Origin of the sequence: Escherichia sp. WS1265 (genome assembly GCF_046487585.1) — a bacterium.
Classification (GTDB): domain Bacteria; phylum Pseudomonadota; class Gammaproteobacteria; order Enterobacterales; family Enterobacteriaceae; genus Escherichia; species Escherichia coli.
Genome location: NZ_JBJQJE010000006.1, coordinates 142,811 through 167,015 on the forward strand (window position 1 = coordinate 142,811; position 24,205 = coordinate 167,015).

23 protein-coding genes are annotated in these 24,205 nt (G+C 51.3%); 18 read left to right on the plus strand and 5 right to left on the minus strand.

The window, feature by feature from the left end:
- The first annotated feature begins 49 nt into the window (after nucleotides 1-49).
- Nucleotides 50-316 (plus strand): DUF333 domain-containing protein, encoded by a 267-nt coding sequence (locus tag ACJHX3_RS08375; protein WP_001295715.1) that lies wholly within the window; start codon nucleotides 50-52, stop codon nucleotides 314-316.
- Here ACJHX3_RS08375 and hslJ read toward each other — a convergent pair.
- Nucleotides 313-735, minus strand: a complete 423-nt coding sequence (gene hslJ / locus ACJHX3_RS08380; RefSeq protein ID WP_001298828.1) for a heat shock protein HslJ — start codon at nucleotides 733-735, stop codon at nucleotides 313-315. The two genes, ACJHX3_RS08375 and hslJ, sit on opposite strands and share 4 nt — an antisense overlap.
- 110 nt (nucleotides 736-845) lie before the next feature.
- Nucleotides 846-1,835, minus strand: a complete 990-nt coding sequence (gene ldhA, locus ACJHX3_RS08385; RefSeq protein WP_000762229.1) for a D-lactate dehydrogenase — start codon at nucleotides 1,833-1,835, stop codon at nucleotides 846-848.
- 207 nt (nucleotides 1,836-2,042) lie between these two features.
- On the opposite strand from ldhA, the gene ACJHX3_RS08390 reads away from it, so the two are divergent.
- The 3 genes from ACJHX3_RS08390 to ACJHX3_RS08400 are packed head-to-tail and all read left to right on the plus strand — an operon-like array spanning nucleotide 2,043 to nucleotide 5,198.
- Nucleotides 2,043-4,682 carry a YdbH family protein gene (locus tag ACJHX3_RS08390; RefSeq protein ID WP_000900937.1) on the plus strand — a complete coding sequence of 880 codons (2,640 nt, stop codon included), beginning with the start codon at nucleotides 2,043-2,045 and terminating at the stop codon, nucleotides 4,680-4,682.
- Nucleotides 4,679-4,864 (plus strand): YnbE family lipoprotein, encoded by a 186-nt coding sequence (locus ACJHX3_RS08395; RefSeq protein WP_000698145.1) that lies wholly within the window; start codon nucleotides 4,679-4,681, stop codon nucleotides 4,862-4,864. The genes ACJHX3_RS08390 and ACJHX3_RS08395 overlap by 4 nt, the downstream gene beginning before the upstream one ends.
- Nucleotides 4,865-4,868: 4 nt before the next feature.
- Nucleotides 4,869-5,198, plus strand: coding sequence for a YdbL family protein (locus tag ACJHX3_RS08400; protein WP_001325798.1), 330 nt, complete (start codon nucleotides 4,869-4,871; stop codon nucleotides 5,196-5,198).
- Between the two features lie 171 nt (nucleotides 5,199-5,369).
- Here ACJHX3_RS08400 and feaR read toward each other — a convergent pair whose 3' ends face one another.
- On the minus strand, nucleotides 5,370-6,275 hold the full coding sequence (feaR, locus tag ACJHX3_RS08405) for a transcriptional regulator FeaR (RefSeq protein ID WP_094321748.1): 906 nt from the start codon (nucleotides 6,273-6,275) through the stop codon (nucleotides 5,370-5,372).
- 235 nt (nucleotides 6,276-6,510) lie between these two features.
- Between feaR and feaB the strand changes: the two genes are divergently transcribed.
- Entirely contained in the window at nucleotides 6,511-8,010 is a 1,500-nt protein-coding gene (feaB, locus tag ACJHX3_RS08410; protein ID WP_000138629.1) for a phenylacetaldehyde dehydrogenase, read from the plus strand.
- Nucleotides 8,011-8,068: 58 nt separating this feature from the next.
- Here the strand turns inward: feaB and tynA are convergent, their stop codons facing one another.
- Both tynA and paaZ read right to left on the minus strand, forming a co-directional pair.
- The gene (gene tynA / locus ACJHX3_RS08415) at nucleotides 8,069-10,342 is read right to left on the minus strand and encodes a primary-amine oxidase (RefSeq protein ID WP_000535436.1); all 2,274 of its coding nucleotides are present in this window, start codon (nucleotides 10,340-10,342) and stop codon (nucleotides 8,069-8,071) included.
- Nucleotides 10,343-10,589: 247 nt separating this feature from the next.
- Entirely contained in the window at nucleotides 10,590-12,635 is a 2,046-nt protein-coding gene (gene paaZ, locus ACJHX3_RS08420) for a phenylacetic acid degradation bifunctional protein PaaZ (protein ID WP_094308123.1), read from the minus strand.
- A 284-nt stretch (nucleotides 12,636-12,919) separates the two neighbouring features.
- On the opposite strand from paaZ, the gene paaA reads away from it, so the two are divergent.
- From paaA to paaY, 13 genes are all read left to right on the plus strand, one after another.
- A complete protein-coding gene (gene paaA, locus ACJHX3_RS08425; RefSeq protein WP_000191071.1) occupies nucleotides 12,920-13,849 on the plus strand; it encodes a 1,2-phenylacetyl-CoA epoxidase subunit PaaA in 930 nt (309 codons plus the stop codon).
- Between the two features lie 11 nt (nucleotides 13,850-13,860).
- The gene (paaB, locus tag ACJHX3_RS08430) at nucleotides 13,861-14,148 is read left to right on the plus strand and encodes a 1,2-phenylacetyl-CoA epoxidase subunit PaaB (protein WP_000073393.1); all 288 of its coding nucleotides are present in this window, start codon (nucleotides 13,861-13,863) and stop codon (nucleotides 14,146-14,148) included.
- Nucleotides 14,149-14,156: 8 nt separating this feature from the next.
- Nucleotides 14,157-14,903: a 1,2-phenylacetyl-CoA epoxidase subunit PaaC gene (paaC, locus tag ACJHX3_RS08435; protein WP_094308124.1), complete on the plus strand. Its 747-nt coding sequence runs from the start codon at nucleotides 14,157-14,159 to the stop codon at nucleotides 14,901-14,903.
- Between the two features lie 14 nt (nucleotides 14,904-14,917).
- The gene (paaD, locus tag ACJHX3_RS08440; protein ID WP_001189203.1) at nucleotides 14,918-15,415 is read left to right on the plus strand and encodes a 1,2-phenylacetyl-CoA epoxidase subunit PaaD; all 498 of its coding nucleotides are present in this window, start codon (nucleotides 14,918-14,920) and stop codon (nucleotides 15,413-15,415) included.
- 7 nt (nucleotides 15,416-15,422) lie between these two features.
- On the plus strand, nucleotides 15,423-16,493 hold the full coding sequence (paaE, locus tag ACJHX3_RS08445) for a 1,2-phenylacetyl-CoA epoxidase subunit PaaE (RefSeq protein ID WP_000206379.1): 1,071 nt from the start codon (nucleotides 15,423-15,425) through the stop codon (nucleotides 16,491-16,493).
- Complete coding sequence (gene paaF, locus ACJHX3_RS08450) at nucleotides 16,490-17,257, plus strand: 2,3-dehydroadipyl-CoA hydratase PaaF (protein ID WP_001292344.1); 768 nt, start codon at nucleotides 16,490-16,492, stop codon at nucleotides 17,255-17,257. Before paaE ends, paaF begins: the two co-directional genes overlap by 4 nt.
- Nucleotides 17,257-18,045 carry a 2-(1,2-epoxy-1,2-dihydrophenyl)acetyl-CoA isomerase PaaG gene (gene paaG, locus ACJHX3_RS08455; RefSeq protein WP_000969786.1) on the plus strand — a complete coding sequence of 263 codons (789 nt, stop codon included), beginning with the start codon at nucleotides 17,257-17,259 and terminating at the stop codon, nucleotides 18,043-18,045. The genes paaF and paaG overlap by 1 nt, the downstream gene beginning before the upstream one ends.
- A gap of 1 nt (nucleotide 18,046) precedes the next feature.
- Nucleotides 18,047-19,474, plus strand: a complete 1,428-nt coding sequence (paaH, locus tag ACJHX3_RS08460; RefSeq protein ID WP_042097650.1) for a 3-hydroxyacyl-CoA dehydrogenase PaaH — start codon at nucleotides 18,047-18,049, stop codon at nucleotides 19,472-19,474.
- Complete coding sequence (paaI, locus tag ACJHX3_RS08465; protein ID WP_000018413.1) at nucleotides 19,464-19,886, plus strand: hydroxyphenylacetyl-CoA thioesterase PaaI; 423 nt, start codon at nucleotides 19,464-19,466, stop codon at nucleotides 19,884-19,886. The genes paaH and paaI overlap by 11 nt, the downstream gene beginning before the upstream one ends.
- Nucleotides 19,886-21,091, plus strand: a complete 1,206-nt coding sequence (gene paaJ / locus ACJHX3_RS08470; RefSeq protein ID WP_001206195.1) for a bifunctional 3-oxoadipyl-CoA/3-oxo-5,6-dehydrosuberyl-CoA thiolase — start codon at nucleotides 19,886-19,888, stop codon at nucleotides 21,089-21,091. Before paaI ends, paaJ begins: the two co-directional genes overlap by 1 nt.
- A 26-nt stretch (nucleotides 21,092-21,117) precedes the next feature.
- Nucleotides 21,118-22,431 carry a phenylacetate--CoA ligase PaaK gene (paaK, locus tag ACJHX3_RS08475; RefSeq protein ID WP_042097653.1) on the plus strand — a complete coding sequence of 438 codons (1,314 nt, stop codon included), beginning with the start codon at nucleotides 21,118-21,120 and terminating at the stop codon, nucleotides 22,429-22,431.
- A gap of 100 nt (nucleotides 22,432-22,531) precedes the next feature.
- The gene (gene paaX / locus ACJHX3_RS08480) at nucleotides 22,532-23,482 is read left to right on the plus strand and encodes a phenylacetic acid degradation operon negative regulatory protein PaaX (RefSeq protein WP_000039887.1); all 951 of its coding nucleotides are present in this window, start codon (nucleotides 22,532-22,534) and stop codon (nucleotides 23,480-23,482) included.
- Nucleotides 23,464-24,054 carry a phenylacetic acid degradation protein PaaY gene (gene paaY / locus ACJHX3_RS08485; protein ID WP_094321749.1) on the plus strand — a complete coding sequence of 197 codons (591 nt, stop codon included), beginning with the start codon at nucleotides 23,464-23,466 and terminating at the stop codon, nucleotides 24,052-24,054. The genes paaX and paaY overlap by 19 nt, the downstream gene beginning before the upstream one ends.
- Nucleotides 24,055-24,205 lie beyond the last annotated feature (151 nt).

The window sequence follows — 24,205 nt, forward strand, 5'->3', positions numbered from 1 at the left end:
CTATTATTTATGGCGGTGTCGTTTGGCTTGAAGATCAGAGGAAGAAAAGATGCGAGCAGCGTTTTGGGTAGGGTGTGCCGCTTTATTGTTGTCGGCGTGTAGTAGTGAACCTGTTCAGCAGGCGACTGCGGCGCACGTAGCGCCAGGTTTAAAAGCGTCGATGTCCAGTAGTGGAGAAGCAAATTGTGCAATGATCGGCGGTTCGCTTTCTGTTGCCCGTCAACTGGATGGTACGGCGATTGGGATGTGTGCATTACCCAACGGCAAACGCTGTAGCGAACAGTCACTTGCCGCCGGGAGCTGTGGCAGCTATTAATTCATTAAATCCGCCAGCTTATAAGTTAATGTCTGTTTCGCGGTCGCCAGCGTTAACTGGTTCGCGGTCAGATCCACTTGTGCACCTTCTTTCAGCATTTCGCTAATGGTGTTATCGAGTTCATTAAGCTGCGGGTTAGCGCACATCATACGGGTCATTGCCAGCCCTTTGGCTGTCAGTTCACCATTAGACAGTTTGCCTTCACCGCTAAAGCGGTTACACATGCTGCCGGAAATCATCATCTTTTCACCAAAGCTGATTTCTGGCGGATTTTTATCGCTGGTCACGGGCTTACCGTTTACGCTTTCCAGCACAAAGCGATGATGCTGTAGCTGTTCTGGGGTTACAGCAATTTTGTCATTACTTACACATCCCGCCATCAGCAGGCTTAGCGCAACAAACGCGGCTACTTTCTTCATTGTGGTTCTCAATTACAGTTTCTGACTCAGGACTATTTTAAGAATAGAGAATGAAAGGTCATTGGGGATTATCTGAATCAGCTCCCCTGGATTGCAGGGGAGCGGCAAGATTAAACCAGTTCGTTCGGGCAGGTTTCACCTTTTTCCAGATTGCTTAAGTTTTGCAGCGTAGTCTGAGAAATACTGGTCAGAGCTTCTGCTGTCAGGAATGCCTGGTGCCCGGTAAACAGCACGTTGTGGCAGGCTGACAGGCGACGGAATACGTCATCCTGGATCACGTCGTTGGATTTATCTTCAAAGAATAGATCGCGTTCGTTCTCATACACGTCCATACCCAACGAACCAATTTTCTGATTTTTCAGCGCTTCAATTGCCGCCTGAGAATCAATCAATGCACCGCGACTGGTATTGACGATCATCACGCCATTTTTCATCTGATCGAAGGCGGCTTCGTTCAACAGATGGTAGTTTTCCGGTGTCAGCGGGCAGTGCAGAGAGATAACGTCTGATTCAGAGAACAGGGTTGGCAGATCGACATACTCCACACCGAGTTCCAGTGCCGCCGCACTTGGATACGGATCGAACGCCAGCAGACGCATACCAAAACCTTTCAGAATGCGCAGCATCGCCACACCGATTTTACCGGTACCGATAACGCCTGCCGTTTTGCCATACATAGTAAAGCCGGTCAGACCTTCCAGAGAGAAGTTGGCGTCACGAGTACGCTGATACGCGCGATGAATACGGCGGTTCAGCGTCATCATCATACCGATGGCGTGTTCAGCAACGGCTTCTGGATCATAGGCTGGAACACGGACTACTTTCAGCCCCAGTTCTTTTGCCGCGTCAAGGTCGACGTTATTGAAACCGGCACAGCGCAGGGCGATATATTTAACGCCGTGCTTTTTCAGCTCTTCCAGCACCGGGCGGCTGCCGTCATCGTTTACGAAAATACATACCGCTTCGCAGCCATTGGCAGTTTTAGCGGTTTTTTCCGTCAGCAGAAAGTCAAAAAATTCCAGCTCAAAGCCAAAGGACTCGTTCACCTGTTGCAGGTACTTCTTGTCGTACTGTTTTGTGCTATAAACGGCGAGTTTCATAAGACTTTCTCCAGTGATGTTGAATCACATTTAAGCTACTAAAAATATTTTACAAAATTTCAAATATAATTGAAAGCCATGGCGATATTGAAAAATTCATCAACAACTATGCTTAGTGTAGGCGCAACCTTCAACTGAACGGTTAAACATGCCACAATACCCGTATTGAATGCTTAATTTTTCGCTAAATCAGGATATTAACTACCCATGCTGGGTAAATATAAAGCCGTTCTCGCGCTGTTATTACTGATTATTCTTGTGCCGTTGACGCTGCTGATGACGCTCGGCTTGTGGGTTCCCACGCTGGCGGGCATCTGGCTACCGCTCGGGACACGTATTGCATTAGATGAAAGCCCACGCATTACGCGTAAAGGTTTAATCATTCCCGATCTCCGTTATCTGGTGGGAGATTGTCAGCTTGCGCATATCACCAACGCCAGCCTTTCACATCCGAGCCGCTGGTTATTGAACGTCGGCACGGTAGAACTTGATTCTGCTTGTCTGGCGAAATTGCCGCAGACGGAGCAATCGCCTGCCGCTCCAAAAACCCTCGCGCAGTGGCAGGCCATGTTGCCTAACACCTGGATCAATATCGATAAACTGATTTTTTCTCCCTGGCAGGAGTGGCAGGGAAAACTCTCTCTCGCGTTAACCTCTGATATCCAGCAACTGCGTTATCAGGGCGAAAAAGTTAAATTTCAAGGCCAGCTTAAAGGGCAACAACTTACAGTCAGCGAACTGGATGTCGCCGCGTTTGAAAATCAGCCGCCGGTAAAACTGGTGGGGGAATTTACTATGCCGCTAGTGCCGGATGGACTTCCTGTAAGTGGCCATGCTACTGCGACGTTAAACTTGCCGCAGGAACCGTCACTGGTGGATGCCGAGCTGGACTGGCAGGAAAATAGCGGGCAATTGATTGTGCTGGCACGGGATAACGGCGATCCGTTGCTCGATTTGCCGTGGCAAATTACTCGTCAACAATTGACCGTAAGCGATGGTCGCTGGAGCTGGCCGTATGCAGGTTTTCCTTTGAGTGGCCGACTGGGTGTCAAAGTCGACAACTGGCAGGCAGGGCTCGAGAACGCTCTGGTCAGCGGACGACTGAGTGTGCTGACCCAGGGGCAAGCGGGTAAGGGCAACGCGGTGCTTAATTTTGGCCCAGGAAAATTAAGCATGGATAACAGCCAGCTGCCTTTGCAGCTGACCGGTGAAGCGAAACAGGCGGATCTCATTTTATATGCCCGCTTACCTGCGCAGCTAAGCGGAAGTCTGACTGACCCAACGCTGGCCTTTGAGCCAGGCGCGTTATTACGTTCGAAGGGAAGAGTCATCGATTCGCTGGACATCGATGAAATCCGCTGGCCTTTAGCGGGTGTAAAAGTCACCCAACGTGGTGTTGACGGACGTTTGCAGGCCATTTTGCAGGCGCATGAAAATGAACTGGGCGATTTCGTGCTGCATATGGATGGGCTGGCGAATGATTTTCTCCCTGACGCTGGCCGCTGGCAGTGGCGCTACTGGGGAAAAGGCAGTTTTACACCGATGAATGCCACCTGGGATGTCGCAGGAAAGGGTGAGTGGCATGACAGCACGATTACGCTGACCGATCTCTCCACCGGTTTCGACCAGTTACAATACGGTACGATGACGGTAGAAACGCCGCGACTAATTCTCGACAAGCCCGTCGTCTGGGTACGTGACGCACAGCATCCCTCCTTTAGCGGCGCGCTGTCACTGGACGCCGGGCAAACACTGTTCACTGGCGGCAGTGTGTTACCGCCATCAACCTTAAAATTTAGCGTCGATGGGCGCGATCCGACGTATTTCCTCTTTAAAGGCGATTTACATGCTGGTGAGATTGGCCCGGTTCGGGTAAATGGTCGCTGGGACGGTATTCGTCTGCGCGGTAACGCCTGGTGGCCTAAACAATCACTGACCGTATTCCAGCCGCTGGTGCCACCCGACTGGAAGATGAACTTACGCGATGGCGAACTATATGCCCAGGTCGCATTTTCTGCTGCGCCTGAACAAGGATTCCGCGCGGGAGGGCACGGTGTGTTGAAAGGCGGTAGTGCCTGGATGCCAGATAATCAGGTTAACGGTGTCGATTTTGTCCTGCCTTTCCGTTTTGCCGATGGAGCCTGGCATCTGGGGACTCGCGGCCCCGTTACGTTGCGAATTGCCGAAGTGATTAATCTGGTGACAGCGAAAAATATTACGGCTGATTTGCAAGGGCGCTATCCGTGGACAGAAGAAGAACCATTGCTGTTGACTGATGTTAGCGTCGATGTGTTAGGCGGTAACGTGCTGATGAAACAATTACGTATGCCGCAACATGATCCGGCGCTGTTGCGGCTGAATAATCTCTCATCCAGCGAACTGGTTAGCGCCGTCAATCCGAAACAATTCGCCATGTCCGGGGCATTTAGTGGTGCATTGCCGTTATGGCTAAACAACGAAAAATGGATAGTGAAAGATGGTTGGCTGGCAAATAGCGGGCCAATGACCTTGCGGCTGGATAAAGACACCGCAGATGCGGTGGTGAAAGACAATATGACTGCGGGTTCAGCAATTAACTGGTTGCGCTATATGGAAATTAGCCGTTCATCGACAAATATTAATTTAGATAATCTCGGTTTATTAACCATGCAGGCCAACATTACAGGTACCAGTCGCGTTGATGGTAAAAGCGGTACGGTAAACCTTAATTACCATCATGAAGAGAATATTTTTACGCTGTGGCGCAGTTTACGCTTTGGCGATAATCTCCAGGCATGGTTGGAGCAGAACGCGCGTCTGCCGGGAAATGACTGTCCGCAAGGAAAAGAGTGTGAGGAAAAACAATGAAAATTTTACTGGCTGCGTTGACGTCATCTTTTATGCTGGTTGGCTGTACGCCTCGCATTGAAGTCGCTGCACCTAAGGAACCGATCACTATCAATATGAACGTTAAAATTGAGCATGAGATCATCATCAAGGCAGACAAAGATGTCGAAGAGCTGCTTGAAACTCGTAGCGATCTTTTCTGAGGCGATGATGAAGAAAACATTACTTCTTTGTGCGTTTCTTGTTGGGCTGGTAAGCAGCAATGTAATGGCATTGACTCTGGATGAAGCCAGAACTCAGGGGCGGGTAGGTGAAACATTTTATGGTTATCTGGTTGCGCTGAAAACGGATGCTGAAACAGAGAAATTAGTAACCGACATTAATGCTGAACGTAAAGCGAGTTACCAACAACTGGCAAAGCAAAATAATGTGTCGGTAGATGATATCGCGAAACTCGCCGGGCAAAAGCTCGTAGCTCGGGCCAAACCGGGGGAATATGTACAAGGGATAAACGGTAAATGGGTGCGAAAATTTTAATAGCAAAACCGCACTATCGGGATAACGCTACAGGAGAAAACGATTGATCTATTTTCCTGAAACAAGGTGAATATTCAAAAGCTCCTGTCAAATTGCCTTTCGCCCTGAAATATGCGTAGTCAAATATCTGTTTTAACTAATTGGCGTTGCAGTACACACAACGCCAATTAGTTAGCGGAATTTACGTCGATACTCGCCTGGCGTCATCCCAAAGCGTTGCTTAAATACCGTTGAAAAATGACTCTGGTCAGAAAATCCCCAATGAAAGCCGATGCCTGCCAGTTTTTCATCATCTGCGGCATGGCGAATCGCATCTGCACAAAAATCGAGACGACGGTTACGAATATATTGCGCGACTACCAAACCTTTATCGGCAAACATTCGGTACAAACTACGTACTGACATACCTGTCTCTCCGGCTATCCACTCCGGGCGTAATATCTCTTCGCGAATATTATCGTCTATCAACGTAACCACTTTTTGAAACTGACGTTCACGGCGAGGTTGGACAGATTCCCGCTGATGAAGTACTGGGCGAAGCAGACACACCATCGCCTGTAGCGCAGCTTCACTTTCTGTTTCAGAAAGTGCCGGATTATTCATGCTCTCCTGTAACAGGCGATGACTGAGTTGCACCATGGGTAAGTCAGCGTCCAGTCTTTCTGCGCAGACAGGTTTTTGATGGGGAAAATATTGTTCCAGCAGAGTGCGTGGCAAAAGTAATGAAATCTGTTTAGAAGACTCCTGCCAGTAAAGCGAACAGGGGCGTGAGGCATCGAGTAACGTAATATCGCCAGCGCCAATCTGCACCTGACGCTCATCCTGCTCCATTATTGCCTGACCACTAAGCTGAAAAACGGTGTAAAACCAGGCATCGTCGCTGCCTTTTACTTCCTGCCAGGTGCGGGATAAATTCACCCCGCTGGTTGTCACGGTACTCAGCTTTAGTCCTTTGGCAAAATGCGTGTCCAGTACACCCGTGTAACGCTCAGTCAGCAGGCGTCCGGTAAAATTTCCGCATACCTGATTGATTTGGGAAAGCCATTGCTGAAACTCATTATCCACTGCGGGGGTCATGGCACGTTTTCGCTCTGTGAAATGTATTTTTATTGTTGCATTTGTGTTGCAATAAACGAAGCTAATGAACCTGACTATAGGAAATAAGTCTTGTCAGGCATAGAGACATAAGCGGTTATTGTCACGATTTGCGGAGCTTGTCACAGCTGACAAAGCGAATGTCACAGCGAAAAAAGTGACTTTTCTTGTCGCTGCGTACACTGAAATCACACTGGGTAAATAATAAGGAAAAGTGATGACAGAGCCGCATGTAGCAGTATTAAGCCAGGTCCAACAGTTTCTCGATCGTCAACACGGTCTTTATATTGATGGTCGTCCTGGCCCCGCACAAAGTGAAAAACGGTTGGCGATCTTTGATCCGGCCACCGGGCAAGAAATTGCGTCTACTGCTGATGCCAACGAAGCGGATGTAGATAACGCAGTCATGTCTGCCTGGCGGGCCTTTGTCTCGCGTCGTTGGGCCGGACGATTACCCGCAGAGCGTGAACGTATTCTGCTACGTTTTGCTGATCTGGTGGAGCAGCACAGTGAGGAGCTGGCGCAACTGGAAACCCTGGAGCAAGGCAAGTCAATTGCCATTTCCCGTGCTTTTGAAGTGGGCTGTACGCTGAACTGGATGCGTTATACCGCCGGGTTAACGACCAAAATCGCGGGTAAAACGCTGGACTTGTCGATTCCCTTACCCCAGGGGGCGCGTTATCAGGCCTGGACGCGTAAAGAGCCGGTTGGCGTGGTAGCGGGAATTGTACCATGGAACTTTCCGTTGATGATTGGCATGTGGAAGGTGATGCCAGCACTGGCAGCAGGCTGTTCAATCGTGATTAAGCCATCGGAAACCACGCCACTGACTATGTTGCGCGTGGCGGAACTGGCCAGCGAGGCAGGTATTCCTGATGGCGTTTTTAATGTGGTCACCGGGTCAGGTTCTGTATGCGGCGCGGCCCTGACGTCACATCCTCATGTTGCGAAAATCAGTTTTACCGGTTCAACCGCGACGGGCAAAGGTATTGCCAGAACTGCTGCTGATCGCTTGACGCGTGTAACGCTGGAACTGGGCGGTAAAAACCCGGCAATTGTATTAAAAGATGCTGATCCGCAATGGGTTATTGAAGGCTTGATGACCGGAAGTTTCCTGAATCAGGGGCAAGTATGCGCCGCCAGTTCGCGAATTTATATTGAAGCGCCGTTGTTTGACACGCTGGTTAGTGGATTTGAGCAGGCGGTAAAATCGTTGCAAGTGGGACCGGGGATGTCACCTGTTGCACAGATTAACCCTTTGGTTTCTCGTGCGCATTGCGACAAAGTGCGTTCATTCCTTGACGATGCGCAGGCACAGCAAGCAGAGCTGATTCGCGGGGCGAGTGGACCTGCCGGAGAGGGATATTATGTTGCGCCAACGCTGGTGGTAAATCCCGATGCTAAATTGCGCTTAACTCGTGAAGAGGTGTTTGGTCCGGTGGTTAACCTGGTGCGTGTAGCGGATGGAGAAGAGGCGTTACAACTGGCAAACGACACGGAATATGGCTTAACTGCCAGCGTCTGGACGCAAAATCTCTCCCAGGCTCTGGAATATAGCGATCGCTTACAGGCAGGTACGGTGTGGGTAAACAGTCATACCTTAATTGACGCTAACTTACCGTTTGGTGGGATGAAGCAGTCAGGAACAGGCCGTGATTTTGGCCCGGACTGGCTGGACGGTTGGTGTGAAACCAAGTCGGTGTGTGTACGGTATTAATCTGGTTCGCGCATAAGTAAAAAACGGCACCAGGTGCCGTTTTTTTAGTCTGAAACAATCACTTATCTTTCTTTATCGCCCCTAGCGTTGGCGTTTCGTCAAAGAAGTTCCATGGTTTAAGCAGAGTATGTACCCATTCGGTCGGCATAATCGGCCACTCTTCGGCACGGGCCACATGTGTGGTGCCGGTAGTCATCCAGATAACGGCGTCGGTGTTGTCCAGCGACTCGTTATCCTTACTGTATTGTCCAAGACCGGTGTCATGAGAGGAACGGTTCGGATATTTGCCTTCCGGGAAACGCTCGCCAGGGTGATAACGCGTTACCCAAAGCTGCTTGTCCATAAAGCTTAAACGATGATAGATCCACTCGTCCGGGGCGAACTGGGCACCTTTTGCTACCGGGTGAGTACCACCTGCATAAGGAATAATTTGATAGGAAACTGGATTGCCCATGCGGTTCTCTTTGTTCGGGTTACTCAACAGACGAATCGTGCCCGGATCAAACTTCTGCGCGGCATCCTGTTCATTGCCGATGTTGTACTGATTAACTTGCATGGTACTGGTGCGTGGGCCACCGGCAGTATTCGGTTTTACCACCGGGTCCATCGCCACCAGGCTGTTATTCTCGCCATCTACATCCAGATCGAGGCGGAAATTATAAATATGCTGGTGTGTAGTACCCACGATATTGTGATCGATAAGCGTGCCGTAGCGCGTGTCATCTTTCGCCGTCTCATCGTGCATGGTTTTCGCTTTAACACCTTTCACCGCTTCGATGCCCGTAGCACCGGCATCAATGCCAATAGTGCCGTTTTCATGGAAGATCCAGTCAAAAATGTAGTCATAGTTACCCACTGTACTGATCCAGCGCACCACCAACTCCCGGCGTTCGGTACTGACGTTGGGCTGGCCCATTTCCTGATGCTTATACTCAGGCCCGGCATAACGTTCAAATACCGCGATAGCGCGAGGGATCTCCATCGGCACGCCAGTGTAGTCGGCAATGGTTTCATTAAGGAGCACTGCGTTAGACGGTGCATCTTTACCACGGGCAATTGGCGAGGTTAGCGTGCCCATACCGTAGTCACCAGAGTCCAGATACGCTTTAAAGTACCAGCCAATATCAGGATCACCGTAAGGTACAATCATGCCGCCGAGAGAACCTTCGTACATGACTTTGCGTTTGGTGCCATTGTCGTTATAAGTCACGGTGGAGATCATCGGCCCGACGCGAGAATTCATGCTGAGGTGAAAATCCCAGTTACGCCAGTGAATCATATCGCCAGTAATGGTGTAATTTTTACCTTCAGGCTCGATGATTTGCATAGGCTTAACTGCCGGAGCAACACGGTCACGGCCATCAAATGGGCGTGCGGTCATTGGCACCGGAACTACCGGACCTTCTTCAATCTTAACGATTTTTTTCTGTTCTAAATCAACGACCGCCACCAGGTTTTCGATGGGATGTGCCCAGTAGTTGCCATCACCGACATCAAGATAGCTGATGACTTTGAGCAACCGGGCATCTTGTTTCAGGCCATCTTTACCATCGAAATAACCTACGGTCAGCGGCGTGGTAATCACTTTCTTCGTATCAGTAATACCGCGCTTCTTCACGGCAGCGGCAAATTCTTCACTGTTGTTAATAATGTTCTGCACACTGGCGAAATCATCCAGCAACACCATTCCGTGGGCGTCTTTAATGGGTTGCCAGGAGAGCAATTTGTTGTTTTGCAGATCCACTACCGCTTCGATGATATGTTTGCCGTCGAGCATAATGACGTCGGCTTTGCGCGGCTGGTCAACCGGTTTGTTTTCCAGCGCAAACGCCCAGACAGCCTCTTTATCTGGCGGTAGCAGGGAGATCTCAGTAAAACGGGTATTGGGTTTGAAGTCCGCGGAAGCTTTAACAATTTCAACGGCCTGTTTAATTTCGTCCGCAGTTAGCGCATTAAGTGGGTGAGGGCGCTTTTCTACCTGAAAGGTTTGATCCAGCCCGGACTGGAAAACATCGTTAATAAAGGTGTCAGAAACCCAGGCTTTATTGTCTTTCATCACTACCGGGACTTGCAGTGCCAGAGGCTGACCATTAACAATTGCTGTTTGCGCACCAGGCTTCACTTTCACGTACGCGCCATCTTTAATCAGGGTAAAGATCTGGGCGTAGTCGTCCCACTGCACATCGGCACCAAATTCTTTAAGCGTTTTATCCATTGGCACCATATGCGCTTCACCACCGTGGGCAAATACCGGCGCTTGCCAGGCGAAACTTAAGGCGACTGCCAACGCCAGGGCTGTTTTACGGGCAGAATACAGAGAGGGGCTTCCCATTATTAACCTCGTCAGATGTTGTGTTCTTGTTAGCAACCGCGCTCTGTGGGCGGTTTAGTCAGGTTCACATTATCAGTACTGATGTAAAGGGGATTGCCTGCACCTGCCAGGTTGTTTGGCAGGTGTGCCAGCTTTTCATACAGTGAGTGCCCTGAAAATACAGATACACATCATGCATAATGTGACAACGTCACAAAATTTGGTGAAATAAAAGGGCAACTATTCGCCGTTGCCCTTCATTGACCGATTAATCGACAAAATCACCGTGCTGCCTGGCCACCAGCGTCAGAATTGAATACAGCGCCACCGGGGTTTGATGCTGATTGAATACCTCTACCGACCATTCTACTACACCTGTTGGTTTTTCTTCTGCGCTACGCTGTTTTTTCAGCGTCTTGCGCTTACAGGTGAGACGCACATGGATGGTATCGCCTGGTTTTACGGGTTCGATAAAACGCAAGTTTTCCAGCCCGTAGTTAGCAATGACCGGACCAACTCCGGCATCGACAAACAGACCCGCAGCCGCAGAAAGCACAAAATACCCATGTACTACACGCTCACCAAAAATAGATTCGGCAGCAGCAATCTTATCCATATGTGCATAGAAATGATCGCCGCTGAGGCAAGCAAAGTTCACAATATCGGCCTCTGTCATTGTGCGGCGGGGAGTCAACAGGCTGTCGCCTGGTTGCAGCTCCTCAAAATATTTGCGGAACGGATGAATACGATCTTCTTCGACTTTCGCACCACGCACCCACTGTTTACTGATAGCGGCAAGCATCGTCGGACTACCCTGAACAGCGGTTCGCTGCATGTAATGTTTCACCGCCCGTAAACCACCTAATTCTTCACCGCCTCCTGCGCGACCAGGCCCACCATGTACCAGTTGTGGCAGTGGGGAGCCATGCCCGGTGGATTCTTTTGCCGATTCTTCATTGAGGATCTGAATTCGCCCATGCGTACGTGCCGCGTCGGCAATAAACTGACGCGCTATTTGCGGATCAGCCGTCACCAGCGTTCCCGCAAGGCTACCGCCGCCTGCACAAGCCAGTTGCAGAGCATGTTGTTGGTTTTGTGCTGGCATTAGCGTTGCGACAGGGCCAAAGGCTTCTGTTGCATGTACCGCCGGTGTTTCACCCGGCTGCGGACAGTACAATAAGGTTGGCGGGAAGAAGGCACCCGCAGCAGATAAATCCGCCTGACCACCGAGGCGAATCTCGCATCCTGCAGCCAGCAATGTGTTCACTTTTTCCTGCACATCGGCACGCTGCTCAGCATTTACCAGTGCGCCCATTTTCACGCCTTCCTGCGCAGGATCACCGACCACGACTTTCTGTAATCGCGCAACCAGAGCGTCACTGACAGCATTAACCAATACTTGCGGCACAATAATCCGCCGGATTGCCGTACATTTTTGCCCGGCTTTTGTGGTCATCTCACGCACAACTTCACGAATAAACAGCGCAAACTCCGGTTGATCTGGGGTGACATCTTCGCCCAGTACGCAGCAGTTCAGGGAATCAGCTTCCATAGTGAAGGGGATAGATTTGGCAACGATATTTGGCTGAACTCGCAGCATCTGTCCGGTCGTCGCGGACCCCGTGAAAGTCACCACATCCTGGCTGTCCAGATGATCCAAAAGGTCGCCCGCACTACCGCAGATCAGACTAATTGCGCCTTCGGGAACAAGACCACTATCGACAGTTGATTTCACCATCGCCTGAGTCAGTTGGGCCGTCGCGGTAGCTGGTTTTATGATGGCTGGCATTCCGCCCAGCCACGTTGGTGCCAGCTTTTCCAGCATTCCCCAGCAGGGGAAGTTAAAGGCGTTAATATGCACCGCCACACCTGACTTCGAGGTCAGTACATGGCGCGCGGCAAATCCACCTTCTTTCGATAAGGGGATCAATTCATCTTCCGGCCACAGCGTATCGTCAGGCAGCTCCCGGCCACCGAGGCTGGCGTAAGTAAATAACGTCCCAATACCGCCTTCAATATCAACCCAACTATCTGCCCGCGTTGCGCCTGTTTGTGCAGAAAGAGCATAGAAACGCTCTTTTTCACTCAGCAGATGTTTAGCGACCGCTTTAAGCATCGCCGCACGTTCGATAAAGGTCATCGCGCGGAGGGCGGGGGCACCTTTTTCAATGGCAAACTGGCGGGCAGCCGCCATATCAAGACCTTCACTGGTCACTTCCCATAACGCCTCGCCGCTAATAGCGTGGTGAATCAAACGGCTACGGCCCCGGCCAGACTGCCAGGTACCGGATAAGAAACTGGCTAACTGCTGCATCGCTACTCTCCAGATGTTTCACATTTCTGTTGCTAATAGTTAAATCGCGAATCATAAAAAGCAAGTGGTCTTTTAACGAAATGTTAACTGTGCGATCTGTATAGCAACTGCGAAAAACATTAATACACTGATAAATAATGATTTATAAAAATAGGGTGCGAAATCCGTCACAGTTCAAATATACAAAATTTGTGATTTTAGTTAACCACTGTGTAACTTTCATAAAACAATGTGATTCGTGTTTTTGATTGAATCACGAAAACTGGAATCGTAAAGGTGATGACGTGACCCAAGAAGAACGCTTTGAGCAACGGATAGCCCAGGAAACGGCTATCGAGCCGCAGGACTGGATGCCCGATGCTTACCGAAAGACATTGATCCGCCAGATTGGGCAGCATGCGCACTCCGAGATTGTGGGTATGTTGCCTGAAGGTAACTGGATCACTCGCGCACCAACCTTGCGGCGTAAAGCCATTCTGTTAGCCAAAGTGCAGGATGAAGCCGGTCATGGTCTGTATCTCTATAGCGCCGCCGAAACACTGGGCTGTGCCAGAGAAGACATCTACCAAAAAATGCTCGACGGACGGATGAAATATTCCTCCATCTTTAATTATCCGACATTGAGTTGGGCTGATATCGGCGTTATCGGCTGGCTGGTGGATGGCGCAGCGATCGTCAATCAGGTGGCGTTATGCCGCACTTCTTATGGCCCGTATGCCAGAGCAATGGTGAAAATCTGCAAAGAAGAGAGTTTTCACCAGCGTCAGGGGTTTGAAGCCTGCATGGCACTGGCGCAGGGCAGCGAAGCTCAAAAGCAGATGTTGCAAGACGCCATTAACCGTTTCTGGTGGCCAGCCTTAATGATGTTCGGGCCAAACGATGATAACTCGCCAAACAGCGCCAGAAGTCTCGCCTGGAAAATCAAACGTTTCACCAACGACGAACTCCGCCAGCGTTTCGTGGATAACACCGTTCCACAGGTTGAAATGCTCGGTATGACCGTTCCTGACCCGGATCTGCATTTTGATACTGAAAGCGGGCACTACCGATTTGGTGAGATCGACTGGCAGGAGTTTAACGAAGTGATAAACGGTCGCGGAATTTGTAATCAGGAGCGGCTCGACGCCAAACGTAAAGCCTGGGAAGAAGGTACCTGGGTACGGGAAGCTGCGCTGGCCCATGCACAAAAACAACATGCCTGTAAGGTCGCATAAGGAGTTTCAAAATGAGTAATGTTTACTGGCCGTTATACGAAGTTTTCGTGCGTGGCAAACAGGGCTTATCACACCGCCATGTTGGCAGTTTACATGCTGCCGATGAGCGGATGGCACTGGAAAATGCCCGTGATGCTTATACCCGTCGTAGCGAAGGATGTTCAATTTGGGTGGTGAAGGCGAGTGAAATTGTTGCCTCGCAACCGGAAGAACGCGGTGAATTTTTTGATCCGGCTGAAAGCAAGGTCTATCGCCATCCAACGTTTTACACCATCCCTGATGGCATTGAGCACATGTGAGGTCGGAAATGAATCAGTTAACGGCTTACACCTTGCGCCTGGGCGATAACTGCCTGGTGCTCTCCCAGCGGTTGGGTGAATGGTGCGGTCACGCACCGGAACTGGAAATCGATCTCGCACTGGCAAACATTGGCCTCGATTTATTAGGTCAGGCACGCAACTTCTTATCGTATGCCGCTGAATTAGCGGGAGAAGGCGATGAAGATACCCTGACCTTCACCCGAGACGAGCGCCAGTTCAGCAACTTATTGTTGGTTGAACAACCAAACGGCAATTTTGCCGACACCATTGCACGTCAGTATTTCATCGATGCATGGCATGTGGCGCTCTTTACCCGTCTGATGGAAAGCCGTGATCCGCAACTGGCGGCGATTTCTGCCAAAGCAATCAAAGAAGCGCGTTATCACCTGCGTTTTAGTCGTGGTTGGCTGGAGCGACTGGGCAATGGGACTGACGTATCAGGGCAAAAGATGCAGCAGGCCATCAACAAGTTGTGGCGTTTTACCGCCGAACTGTTCGATGCCGACGAGATTGATATTGCACTGAGTAAAGAGGGTATTGCGGTTGACCCACGCACTTTACGCGCAGCGTGGGAAGCCGAAGTTTTTGCTGGGTTCAACGAAGCCACATTGAACGTACCGCAAGAGCAGGCGTATCGCACTGGCGGTAAAAAAGGACTGCATACCGAACACCTTGGACCCATGCTGGCAGAAATGCAGTATCTCCAGCGTGTCTTACCCGGTCAGCAATGGTAACAGAGGAGATGGGTATGCAACGTCTGGCCACCATTGCACCGCCACAGGTGCATGAGATATGGGCGCTACTCAGCCAGATCCCGGATCCGGAGATCCCGGTGCTGACCATTACTGATTTAGGCATGGTGCGTAATGTGACACAGATGGGAGAAGGATGGGTGATCGGCTTTACGCCGACATATTCCGGTTGTCCGGCAACGGAACATTTGATTGGCGCGATACGTGAGGCAATGACAACCAACGGGTTTACCCCCGTTCAGGTTGTGCTGCAACTCGACCCGGCGTGGACCACCGACTGGATGACCCCCGATGCCCGTGAGCGTCTGCGACAGTATGGCATTAGCCCGCCCGCCGGACACAGTTGCCATGCCCATTTGCCGCCAGAAGTACGTTGCCCGCGTTGCGCCAGCGTCCATACCACACTTATCAGTGAATTTGGTTCCACGGCCTGCAAAGCATTGTATCGCTGCGATAGCTGTCGCGAACCTTTCGATTATTTCAAATGTATTTGAGGATGCCATGACAACGTTTCATTCCTTAACGGTGGCAAAAGTGGAGCCGGAAACCCGTGATGCGGTGACCATTACCTTTGCGGTGCCCCAGCCTTTGCAGGAGGCGTATCGCTTTCGCCCCGGTCAACATTTGACCTTAAAAGCCAGCCTTAATGGTGAAGAATTACGCCGTTGTTACTCCATTTGCCGCAGCTACCTGCCTGGCGAAATTAGTGTGGCGGTGAAAGCCATTGAAGGCGGACATTTCTCCCGCTATGCCCGCGAACACATCCGCCAGGGTATGACGCTGGAGGTCATGGTGCCGCAGGGGCATTTCGGCTATCAGCCGCAGGCCGAACGTCAGGGCCGCTATCTGGCAATTGCAGCAGGATCAGGTATTACGCCAATGCTGGCGATTATCGCCACCACTTTACAAACCGAGTCTGAAAGTCAGTTCACCCTGATCTACGGTAACCGTACCAGCCAGAGCATGATGTTTCGCCAGGCACTGGCAGACCTGAAAGACAAATATCCTCAGCGTTTACAGTTGTTGTGCATTTTCAGTCAGGAAACTCTCGACAGCGATCTGCTTCACGGGCGTATTGACGGTGAAAAATTACAGTCACTTGGGGCCTCGCTCATTAATTTTCGTCTTTATGATGAGGCGTTTATTTGTGGTCCGGCGGCGATGATGGATGACGCGGAAACCGCCTTAAAAGCACTGGGAATGCCAGAAAAAGCGATTCATCTGGAGCGGTTTAATACGCCTGGCACGCGCGTCAAACGTAGCGTTAACGTGCAAAGTGACGGACAAAAAGTGACTGTACGTCAGGATGGGCGGGATCGGGAAATCGTGCTTAATGCCGACGATGAAAGCATTCTCGATGCGGCATTGCGCCAGGGGGCTGATCTGCCCTATGCCTGCAAAGGCGGCGTCTGTGCGACCTGCAAATGCAAAGTGCTGCGTGGCAAAGTGGCGATGGAAACCAATTACAGTCTGGAACCGGATGAACTGGCCGCAGGCTATGTGTTGAGTTGCCAGGCACTGCCGCTGACCAGCGATGTGGTGGTTGACTTTGACGCGAAGGGGATGGCATGAGCGAACTGATCGTCAGCCGTCAGCAACAAGTATTGTTACTGACCCTTAACCGTCCCGCCGCACGTAATGCACTGAATAATGCTCTGCTGACGCAACTGGTAAATGAACTGGAAGCTGCGGCTACCGATAGCAGTATTTCGGTCTGTGTGATTACCGGTAATGCACGCTTTTTTGCCGCCGGGGCCGATCTCAACGAAATGGCGGAAAAAGATCTTGCGGCCACCTTAAACGATACACGTCCCCAGCTATGGGCGCGATTGCAGGCCTTTAACAAACCACTCATCGCAGCCGTCAATGGTTACGCGCTTGGTGCGGGTTGCGAACTGGCATTGTTGTGCGATGTGGTGGTTGCCGGAGAGAGCGCGCGTTTTGGGTTGCCGGAAATCACTCTCGGCATCATGCCGGGCGCAGGCGGAACGCAACGTTTAATCCGTAGTGTCGGTAAATCGTTAGCCAGCAAAATGGTGCTGAGCGGAGAAAGCATCACCGCCCAGCAAGCACTGCAGGCCGGGCTGGTTAGCGACGTCTTCCCCAGCGATTTAACCCTCGAATACGCCTTACAGCTGGCGTCGAAAATGGCACGTCACTCGCCGCTGGCCTTACAAGCGGCAAAGCAAGCGCTGCGCCAGTCGCAGGAAGTGGCTTTGCAAGCCGGACTTGCCCAGGAGCGACAGTTATTCACCTTGCTGGCGGCAACAGAAGATCGTCATGAAGGCATCTCCGCTTTCTTACAAAAACGCACGCCCGACTTTAAAGGACGCTAATGATGGAATTCATCCTCAGTCATGTAGAAAAGGGCGTGATGACACTAACGCTCAACCGCCCGGAACGCCTGAACAGTTTTAATGATGAGATGCACGCACAACTCGCAGAGAGCCTGAAACAGGCCGAGCGCGACGACACTATCCGTTGCCTGTTAATTACAGGTGCCGGGCGCGGATTTTGTGCTGGTCAGGATCTTAACGATCGTAATGTTGATCCCACAGGCCCCGCACCGGATTTAGGTATGTCAGTGGAGCGTTTCTATAACCCACTGGTACGTCGCCTTGCAAAACTGCCAAAACCGGTGATCTGTGCAGTCAATGGCGTGGCGGCAGGAGCTGGCGCAACACTGGCACTGGGATGCGACATCGTTATTGCTGCCCGTTCAGCAAAATTCGTCATGGCGTTTAGTAAATTAGGTTTAGTACCCGACTGCGGTGGTACCTGGTTACTGCCACGCGTTGCCGGACGAGCGCGCGCCCTAGGGCTGGCACTGCTGGGGAATCAACTGAGTGCTGAACAGGCGCACGAATGGGGGATGATCTGGCAGGTTGTTGATGATGAAACGCTGGCAGATACCGCGCAACAGCTAGCACGGCATCTGGCGACACAACCGACATTTGGTCTTGGACTTATCAAGCAAGCGATAAATAGCGCTGAAACCAATACGCTCGATACGCAACTGGATCTGGAACGTGACTATCAGCGACTTGCCGGACGGAGCGCAGATTATCGTGAAGGTGTCAGTGCGTTCCTGGCTAAACGCTCACCGCAGTTCACGGGGAAATAGCATGATGATAAATGTGCAAACTGTGGCAGTGATTGGGAGCGGCACCATGGGGGCTGGCATTGCTGAAGTTGCCGCCAGTCATGGACATCAGGTTTTACTGTATGACATTTCTGCTGAAGCGCTGACCCGCGCAATCGACGGGATACACGCGCGGCTAAATTCACGCGTGACGCGGGGAAAACTGACTGCTGAAACCTGTGAACGCACATTGAAACGCCTGATCCCGGTGACCGATATTCACGCGCTGGCAGCAGCGGAGCTGGTCATTGAAGCGGCGTCTGAACGTCTGGAAGTTAAAAAAGCGCTCTTTGCACAACTGGCAGAAGTTTGCCCGCCACAAACGCTATTGACCACTAACACATCGTCAATCTCTATTACCGCGATTGCTGCGGAGGTAAAAAATCCTGAACGTGTTGCGGGGCTGCATTTTTTTAACCCGGCACCTGTCATGAAGTTGGTGGAGGTGGTCAGTGGGCTGGCAACGGCGGCGGAAGTTGTTGAGCAGTTGTGTGAACTGACGTTGAGTTGGGGTAAGCAGCCTGTGCGCTGTCATTCGACACCTGGATTTATCGTTAACCGTGTTGCGCGTCCTTATTATTCCGAGGCCTGGCGGGCACTGGAAGAGCAGGTTGCTTCACCAGAAGTGATTGACGCTGCGCTTCGCGATGGTGCTGGTTTCCCGATGGGGCCGCTGGAATTAACCGATCTGATTGGTCAGGACGTCAATTTTGCTGTCACCTGTTCGGTGTTTAACGCTTTCTGGCAGGAGCGTCGTTTTTTACCTTCGCTGGTGCAACAAGAACTGGTGATTGGTGGACGGTTGGGCAAAAAAAGTGGGCTTGGCGTGTACGACTGGCGCGCGGAACGTGAGGCAGTTGTTGGCCTGGAAGCGATAAGCGACAGTTTTAGCCCAATGAAAGTAGAAAATAAAAGTGACGGCGTCACGGAAATTGACGATGTTTTATTGATTGAGACACAAGGCGAGACGGCACAGGCGTTGGCAACACGACTGGCGCGCCCGGTGGTAGTGATCGACAAAATGGCGGGCAAGGTGGTGACCATTGCTGCTGCAGCGGTGAACCCGGACTCAGCGACCCGCAAAGCCATTTATTACCTGCAACAGCAGGGCAAAACAGTGCTGCAAATTGCAGATTACCCAGGAATGCTGATTTGGCGAACAGTAGCAATGATCATCAATGAAGCCCTCGATGCGCTGCAAAAAGGTGTGGCCTCTGAACAGGATATCGATACCGCCATGCGTCTTGGGGTGAATTATCCATATGGCCCGCTTGCCTGGGGAGCGCAACTTGGCTGGCAGCGAATATTAAGGCTCCTGGAAAATCTACAACATCACTATGGCGAAGAACGCTATCGCCCATGTTCATTGCTGCGCCAACGAGCGCTTCTGGAGAGCGGTTATGAGTCATAAGGCCTGGCAAAATGCCCATGCAATGTATGAGAACGATGCCTGCGCCAAAGCGCTTGGCATCGACATTATCTCAATGGATGAAGGCTTTGCTGTAGTGACCATGACCGTCACTGCACAAATGCTTAATGGTCATCAAAGTTGCCACGGCGGGCAGCTATTTTCACTGGCTGATACTGCCTTTGCCTACGCCTGCAATAGCCAGGGGCTGGCAGCCGTCGCTTCTGCCTGCACGATTGATTTTTTGCGTCCAGGCTTTGCCGGAGACACCTTAACTGCTACTGCGCAGGTACGTCATCAGGGCAAGCAAACCGGTGTTTACGACATCGAAATTGTTAACCAACAACAAAAAACGGTTGCGCTGTTTCGCGGTAAATCTCACCGCATCGGCGGCACCATTACAGGAGAAGCCTGATGCGTGAAGCCTTTATCTGTGACGGAATTCGTACGCCAATTGGTCGCTACGGCGGGGCATTATCAGGTGTTCGGGCTGACGATCTGGCTGCTATCCCTTTGCGGGAGCTGCTGGTGCGAAACCCGCGTCTCGATGCGGAATGTATCGATGATGTGATCCTCGGCTGTGCTAATCAGGCGGGAGAAGATAACCGTAACGTAGCCCGGATGGCGACTTTACTGGCGGGGCTGCCGCAGAGTGTTTCCGGCACAACGATTAACCGCTTGTGTGGTTCCGGGCTGGACGCACTGGGGTATGCCGCACGGGCGATTAAAGCGGGCGATGGCGATTTGCTAATCGCCGGTGGCGTGGAGTCAATGTCACGGGCACCGTTTGTTATGGGCAAGGCAGCCAGTGCATTTTCTCGTCAGGCAGAGATGTTCGATACCACTATTGGCTGGCGATTTGTGAACCCGCTCATGGCTCAGCAATTTGGAACGGACAGCATGCCGGAAACAGCAGAGAATGTAGCTGAACTGTTAAAAATATCACGAGAAGATCAAGATAGTTTTGCGCTACGCAGTCAGCAACGTACGGCAAAAGCGCAATTCTCAGGCATTCTGGCTGAGGAGATTGTTCCGGTCGTCTTGAAAAATAAGAAAGGTGTTGTAACAGAAATACAACATGATGAGCATCTGCGCCCGGAAACGACGCTGGAACAGTTACGTGGGTTAAAAGCACCATTTCGTGCCAATGGGGTGATTACCGCAGGCAATGCTTCCGGGGTGAATGACGGAGCCGCTGCGTTGATTATTGCCAGTGAACAGATGGCAGCAGCGCAAGGACTGACACCGCGGGCGCGTATCGTAGCCATGGCAACCGCCGGGGTGGAACCGCGCCTGATGGGGCTTGGTCCGGTGCCTGCAACTCGCCGGGTGCTGGAACGCGCAGGGCTGAGTATTCACGATATGGATGTGATTGAACTGAACGAAGCGTTCGCGGCCCAGGCATTGGGTGTACTACGCGAATTGGGGCTGCCTGATGATGCTCCATATGTTAACCCCAACGGAGGCGCTATCGCCTTGGGCCATCCGTTGGGAATGAGTGGTGCCCGCCTGGTACTGGCTGCCAGCCATGAGCTGCATCGGCGTAACGGTCGTTACGCATTATGCACCATGTGCATCGGTGTCGGTCAGGGCATCGCCATGATTCTGGAGCGTGTTTGAGCATATCAACCTGCGAGTACCCTACAATGATAACCAATACAAAGCTTGACCCGATTGAAACCGCGTCTGTAGATGAGTTACAGGCGTTGCAAACACAGCGTCTGAAATGGACGTTCAAACACGCGTATGAAAATGTCCCGATGTATCGGCGCAAATTCGACGCAGCAGGCGTACATCCTGATGATTTCAGGGAACTTTCTGACCTGCGTAAATTTCCCTGTACCACCAAACAGGATCTGCGCGACAACTATCCTTTCGACACCTTTGCCGTGCCGATGGAACAAGTGGTGCGCATTCATGCTTCTTCGGGAACCACAGGTAAACCGACAGTTGTTGGCTATACGCAAAACGATATTGATAACTGGGCCAATATTGTAGCGCGTTCCTTGCGTGCGGCAGGTGGCACGCCCAAAGATAAAATTCATGTCGCCTATGGTTACGGCCTGTTTACTGGTGGGCTGGGTGCGCACTATGGGGCCGAACGTCTGGGCGCTACGGTGATCCCGATGTCTGGTGGGCAGACAGAAAAACAAGCGCAACTGATCCGCGATTTTCAACCAGATATGATCATGGTTACGCCATCTTATTGCCTTAACCTGATTGAAGAGCTGGAGCGTCAGTTGGGCGGTGATGCCAGCGGTTGCTCGCTACGAGTTGGAGTGTTTGGTGCTGAGCCGTGGACACAGGCCATGCGTAAAGAGATTGAGCGTCGCCTGGGGATCACCGCACTGGATATTTATGGCCTGTCAGAAGTGATGGGGCCGGGGGTGGCGATGGAGTGTCTGGAAACTACTGACGGCCCAACCATTTGGGAAGATCATTTCTATCCTGAAATTGTTAATCCTCATGACGGCACACCGCTTGCCGATGGTGAACATGGCGAACTGTTATTCACCACTCTGACCAAAGAAGCATTGCCGGTCATTCGTTACCGCACGCGTGATTTAACCCGACTGTTACCAGGAACGGCGCGGACTATGCGCCGCATGGATCGCATCAGCGGACGCAGCGATGACATGTTGATTATTCGCGGTGTAAATGTCTTTCCGTCACAACTGGAAGAAGAGATTGTCAAATTCGAACATTTATCGCCCCATTACCAACTGGAGGTGAACCGCCGGGGGCATCTTGATTCACTTTCTGTGAAAGTGGAGTTGAAAGAAAGTAGCCTGACATTGACGCATGAGCAGCGTTGCCAGGTGTGCCACCAGCTACGCCATCGGATTAAGTCGATGGTGGGGATCTCTACCGATGTGATGATCGTTAACTGTGGCAGTATCCCGCGTTCAGAAGGCAAGGCGTGTCGGGTGTTTGATCTGCGCAATATTGTTGGTGCCTGACGTGTCGCCTGGCCCTGGTGAGGTAAACCGCCAGGGCCAGAAGTCGATACGACCTGTGCTATGATTCATAAATCACAACAATAACAACAGACTGAATCGAATGAGTAAACTTGATACTTTTATCCAACATGCTGTAAACGCTGTTCCTGTCAGTGGCACATCTTTGATCTCCTCTCTGTATGGTGATTCACTTTCCCATCGTGGTGGTGAAATCTGGCTGGGTAGTCTGGCTGCTTTGCTGGAAGGGCTGGGATTTGGTGAGCGTTTCGTGCGCACCGCTTTGTTTCGTCTTAATAAAGAAGGCTGGCTGGATGTTTCCCGCATCGGGCGACGCAGTTTCTATAGCCTCAGTGATAAAGGCTTGCGCCTGACGCGACGGGCAGAAAGTAAAATTTATCGCGCAGAGCAACCTGCATGGGATGGTAAATGGCTCCTGTTGCTCTCGGAAGGTTTAGATAAATCAACGCTGGCTGATGTCAAAAAGCAGTTGATCTGGCAAGGTTTTGGCGCACTGGCACCCAGCCTGATGGCATCGCCGTCGCAAAAACTGGCCGATGTACAGACACTTTTGCATGAAGCGGGTGTGGCGGATAACGTGATTTGTTTTGAAGCGCAAATACCACTGGCGCTTTCTCGTGCAGCACTGCGTGCCAGAGTAGAAGAGTGCTGGCATTTAACTGAACAAAATGCCATGTACGAAACCTTTATTCAGTCATTCCGCCCGCTGGTGCCGCTGTTAAAAGAGGCGGCAGACGAGTTAACCCCGGAGCGTGCATTTCATATTCAGCTTTTACTGATCCATTTTTATCGCCGTGTCGTCCTTAAAGACCCATTGTTGCCGGAGGAGTTGCTTCCGGCTCACTGGGCAGGGCATACGGCGCGTCAGCTGTGTATCAACATTTATCAGCGCGTAGCGCCTGCTGCTTTAGCGTTCGTTAGTGAAAAAGGTGAAACCTCGGTCGGTGAACTGCCTGCGCCGGGAAGCCTGTATTTTCAACGTTTTGGCGGCTTGAACATTGAACAGGAGGCGTTATGCCAATTTATCAGATAGACGGTCTGACTCCGGTTGTGCCAGAAGAGAGTTTTGTTCATCCGACAGCGGTATTGATCGGCGATGTTATTCTCGGCAAGGGTGTTTACGTTGGGACAAATGCCAGCCTGCGTGGCGATTTTGGTCGTATCGTGGTGAAAGATGGCGCGAACATTCAGGATAATTGCGTTATGCACGGTTTTCCCGAGCAGGATACTGTCGTGGAAGAAGATGGACATATTGGTCATAGCGCTATCCTTCACGGCTGCATTATCCGCCGCAATGCATTAGTGGGAATGAACGCGGTAGTGATGGACGGTGCGGTGATTGGCGAGAACAGCATTGTTGGCGCATCCGCATTTGTGAAAGCCAAAGCAGAAATGCCTGCTAATTACCTGATTGTCGGCAGCCCGGCGAAAGCGATTCGTGAACTCAGTGAGCAGGAGTTGGCATGGAAAAAGCAGGGCACGCATGAGTACCAGGTGCTGGTGACACGCTGTAAGCAGACGTTGCATCAAGTCGAGCCATTGCGGGAAGTTGAACCTGGCAGGCAGCGCCTGGTATTTGATGAGAATCTGCGACCGAAACAGTAACGTCCTGATGCTGGACGTTCTAATTTTTAGCATGTGATACCTAAACCGCAACGCTGATACAGGTTGCGGTTTTTTATTGCCGGATGCGATGCTTTAGGCGTTTTGTTTTGGTGTCTTCAAGGACAATAGAGCAACTCATCCAATAATCTTG

Excerpts from the sequence above, each read along its gene's own strand:
- ACJHX3_RS08375 (WP_001295715.1), top strand. The coding sequence starts at position 50 with ATGCGAGCAGCGTTTTGGGTAGGGTGTGCCGCTTTATTGTTGTCGGCG.
- hslJ (WP_001298828.1), bottom strand. The coding sequence starts at position 735 with ATGAAGAAAGTAGCCGCGTTTGTTGCGCTAAGCCTGCTGATGGCGGGA.
- ldhA (WP_000762229.1), bottom strand. The coding sequence starts at position 1,835 with ATGAAACTCGCCGTTTATAGCACAAAACAGTACGACAAGAAGTACCTG.
- ACJHX3_RS08390 (WP_000900937.1), top strand. The coding sequence starts at position 2,043 with ATGCTGGGTAAATATAAAGCCGTTCTCGCGCTGTTATTACTGATTATT.
- ACJHX3_RS08395 (WP_000698145.1), top strand. The coding sequence starts at position 4,679 with ATGAAAATTTTACTGGCTGCGTTGACGTCATCTTTTATGCTGGTTGGC.
- ACJHX3_RS08400 (WP_001325798.1), top strand. The coding sequence starts at position 4,869 with ATGATGAAGAAAACATTACTTCTTTGTGCGTTTCTTGTTGGGCTGGTA.
- feaR (WP_094321748.1), bottom strand. The coding sequence starts at position 6,275 with ATGACCCCCGCAGTGGATAATGAGTTTCAGCAATGGCTTTCCCAAATC.
- feaB (WP_000138629.1), top strand. The coding sequence starts at position 6,511 with ATGACAGAGCCGCATGTAGCAGTATTAAGCCAGGTCCAACAGTTTCTC.
- tynA (WP_000535436.1), bottom strand. The coding sequence starts at position 10,342 with ATGGGAAGCCCCTCTCTGTATTCTGCCCGTAAAACAGCCCTGGCGTTG.
- paaZ (WP_094308123.1), bottom strand. The coding sequence starts at position 12,635 with ATGCAGCAGTTAGCCAGTTTCTTATCCGGTACCTGGCAGTCTGGCCGG.
- paaB (WP_000073393.1), top strand. The coding sequence starts at position 13,861 with ATGAGTAATGTTTACTGGCCGTTATACGAAGTTTTCGTGCGTGGCAAA.
- paaC (WP_094308124.1), top strand. The coding sequence starts at position 14,157 with ATGAATCAGTTAACGGCTTACACCTTGCGCCTGGGCGATAACTGCCTG.
- paaD (WP_001189203.1), top strand. The coding sequence starts at position 14,918 with ATGCAACGTCTGGCCACCATTGCACCGCCACAGGTGCATGAGATATGG.
- paaE (WP_000206379.1), top strand. The coding sequence starts at position 15,423 with ATGACAACGTTTCATTCCTTAACGGTGGCAAAAGTGGAGCCGGAAACC.
- paaF (WP_001292344.1), top strand. The coding sequence starts at position 16,490 with ATGAGCGAACTGATCGTCAGCCGTCAGCAACAAGTATTGTTACTGACC.
- paaG (WP_000969786.1), top strand. The coding sequence starts at position 17,257 with ATGATGGAATTCATCCTCAGTCATGTAGAAAAGGGCGTGATGACACTA.
- paaH (WP_042097650.1), top strand. The coding sequence starts at position 18,047 with ATGATGATAAATGTGCAAACTGTGGCAGTGATTGGGAGCGGCACCATG.
- paaI (WP_000018413.1), top strand. The coding sequence starts at position 19,464 with ATGAGTCATAAGGCCTGGCAAAATGCCCATGCAATGTATGAGAACGAT.
- paaJ (WP_001206195.1), top strand. The coding sequence starts at position 19,886 with ATGCGTGAAGCCTTTATCTGTGACGGAATTCGTACGCCAATTGGTCGC.
- paaK (WP_042097653.1), top strand. The coding sequence starts at position 21,118 with ATGATAACCAATACAAAGCTTGACCCGATTGAAACCGCGTCTGTAGAT.
- paaX (WP_000039887.1), top strand. The coding sequence starts at position 22,532 with ATGAGTAAACTTGATACTTTTATCCAACATGCTGTAAACGCTGTTCCT.
- paaY (WP_094321749.1), top strand. The coding sequence starts at position 23,464 with ATGCCAATTTATCAGATAGACGGTCTGACTCCGGTTGTGCCAGAAGAG.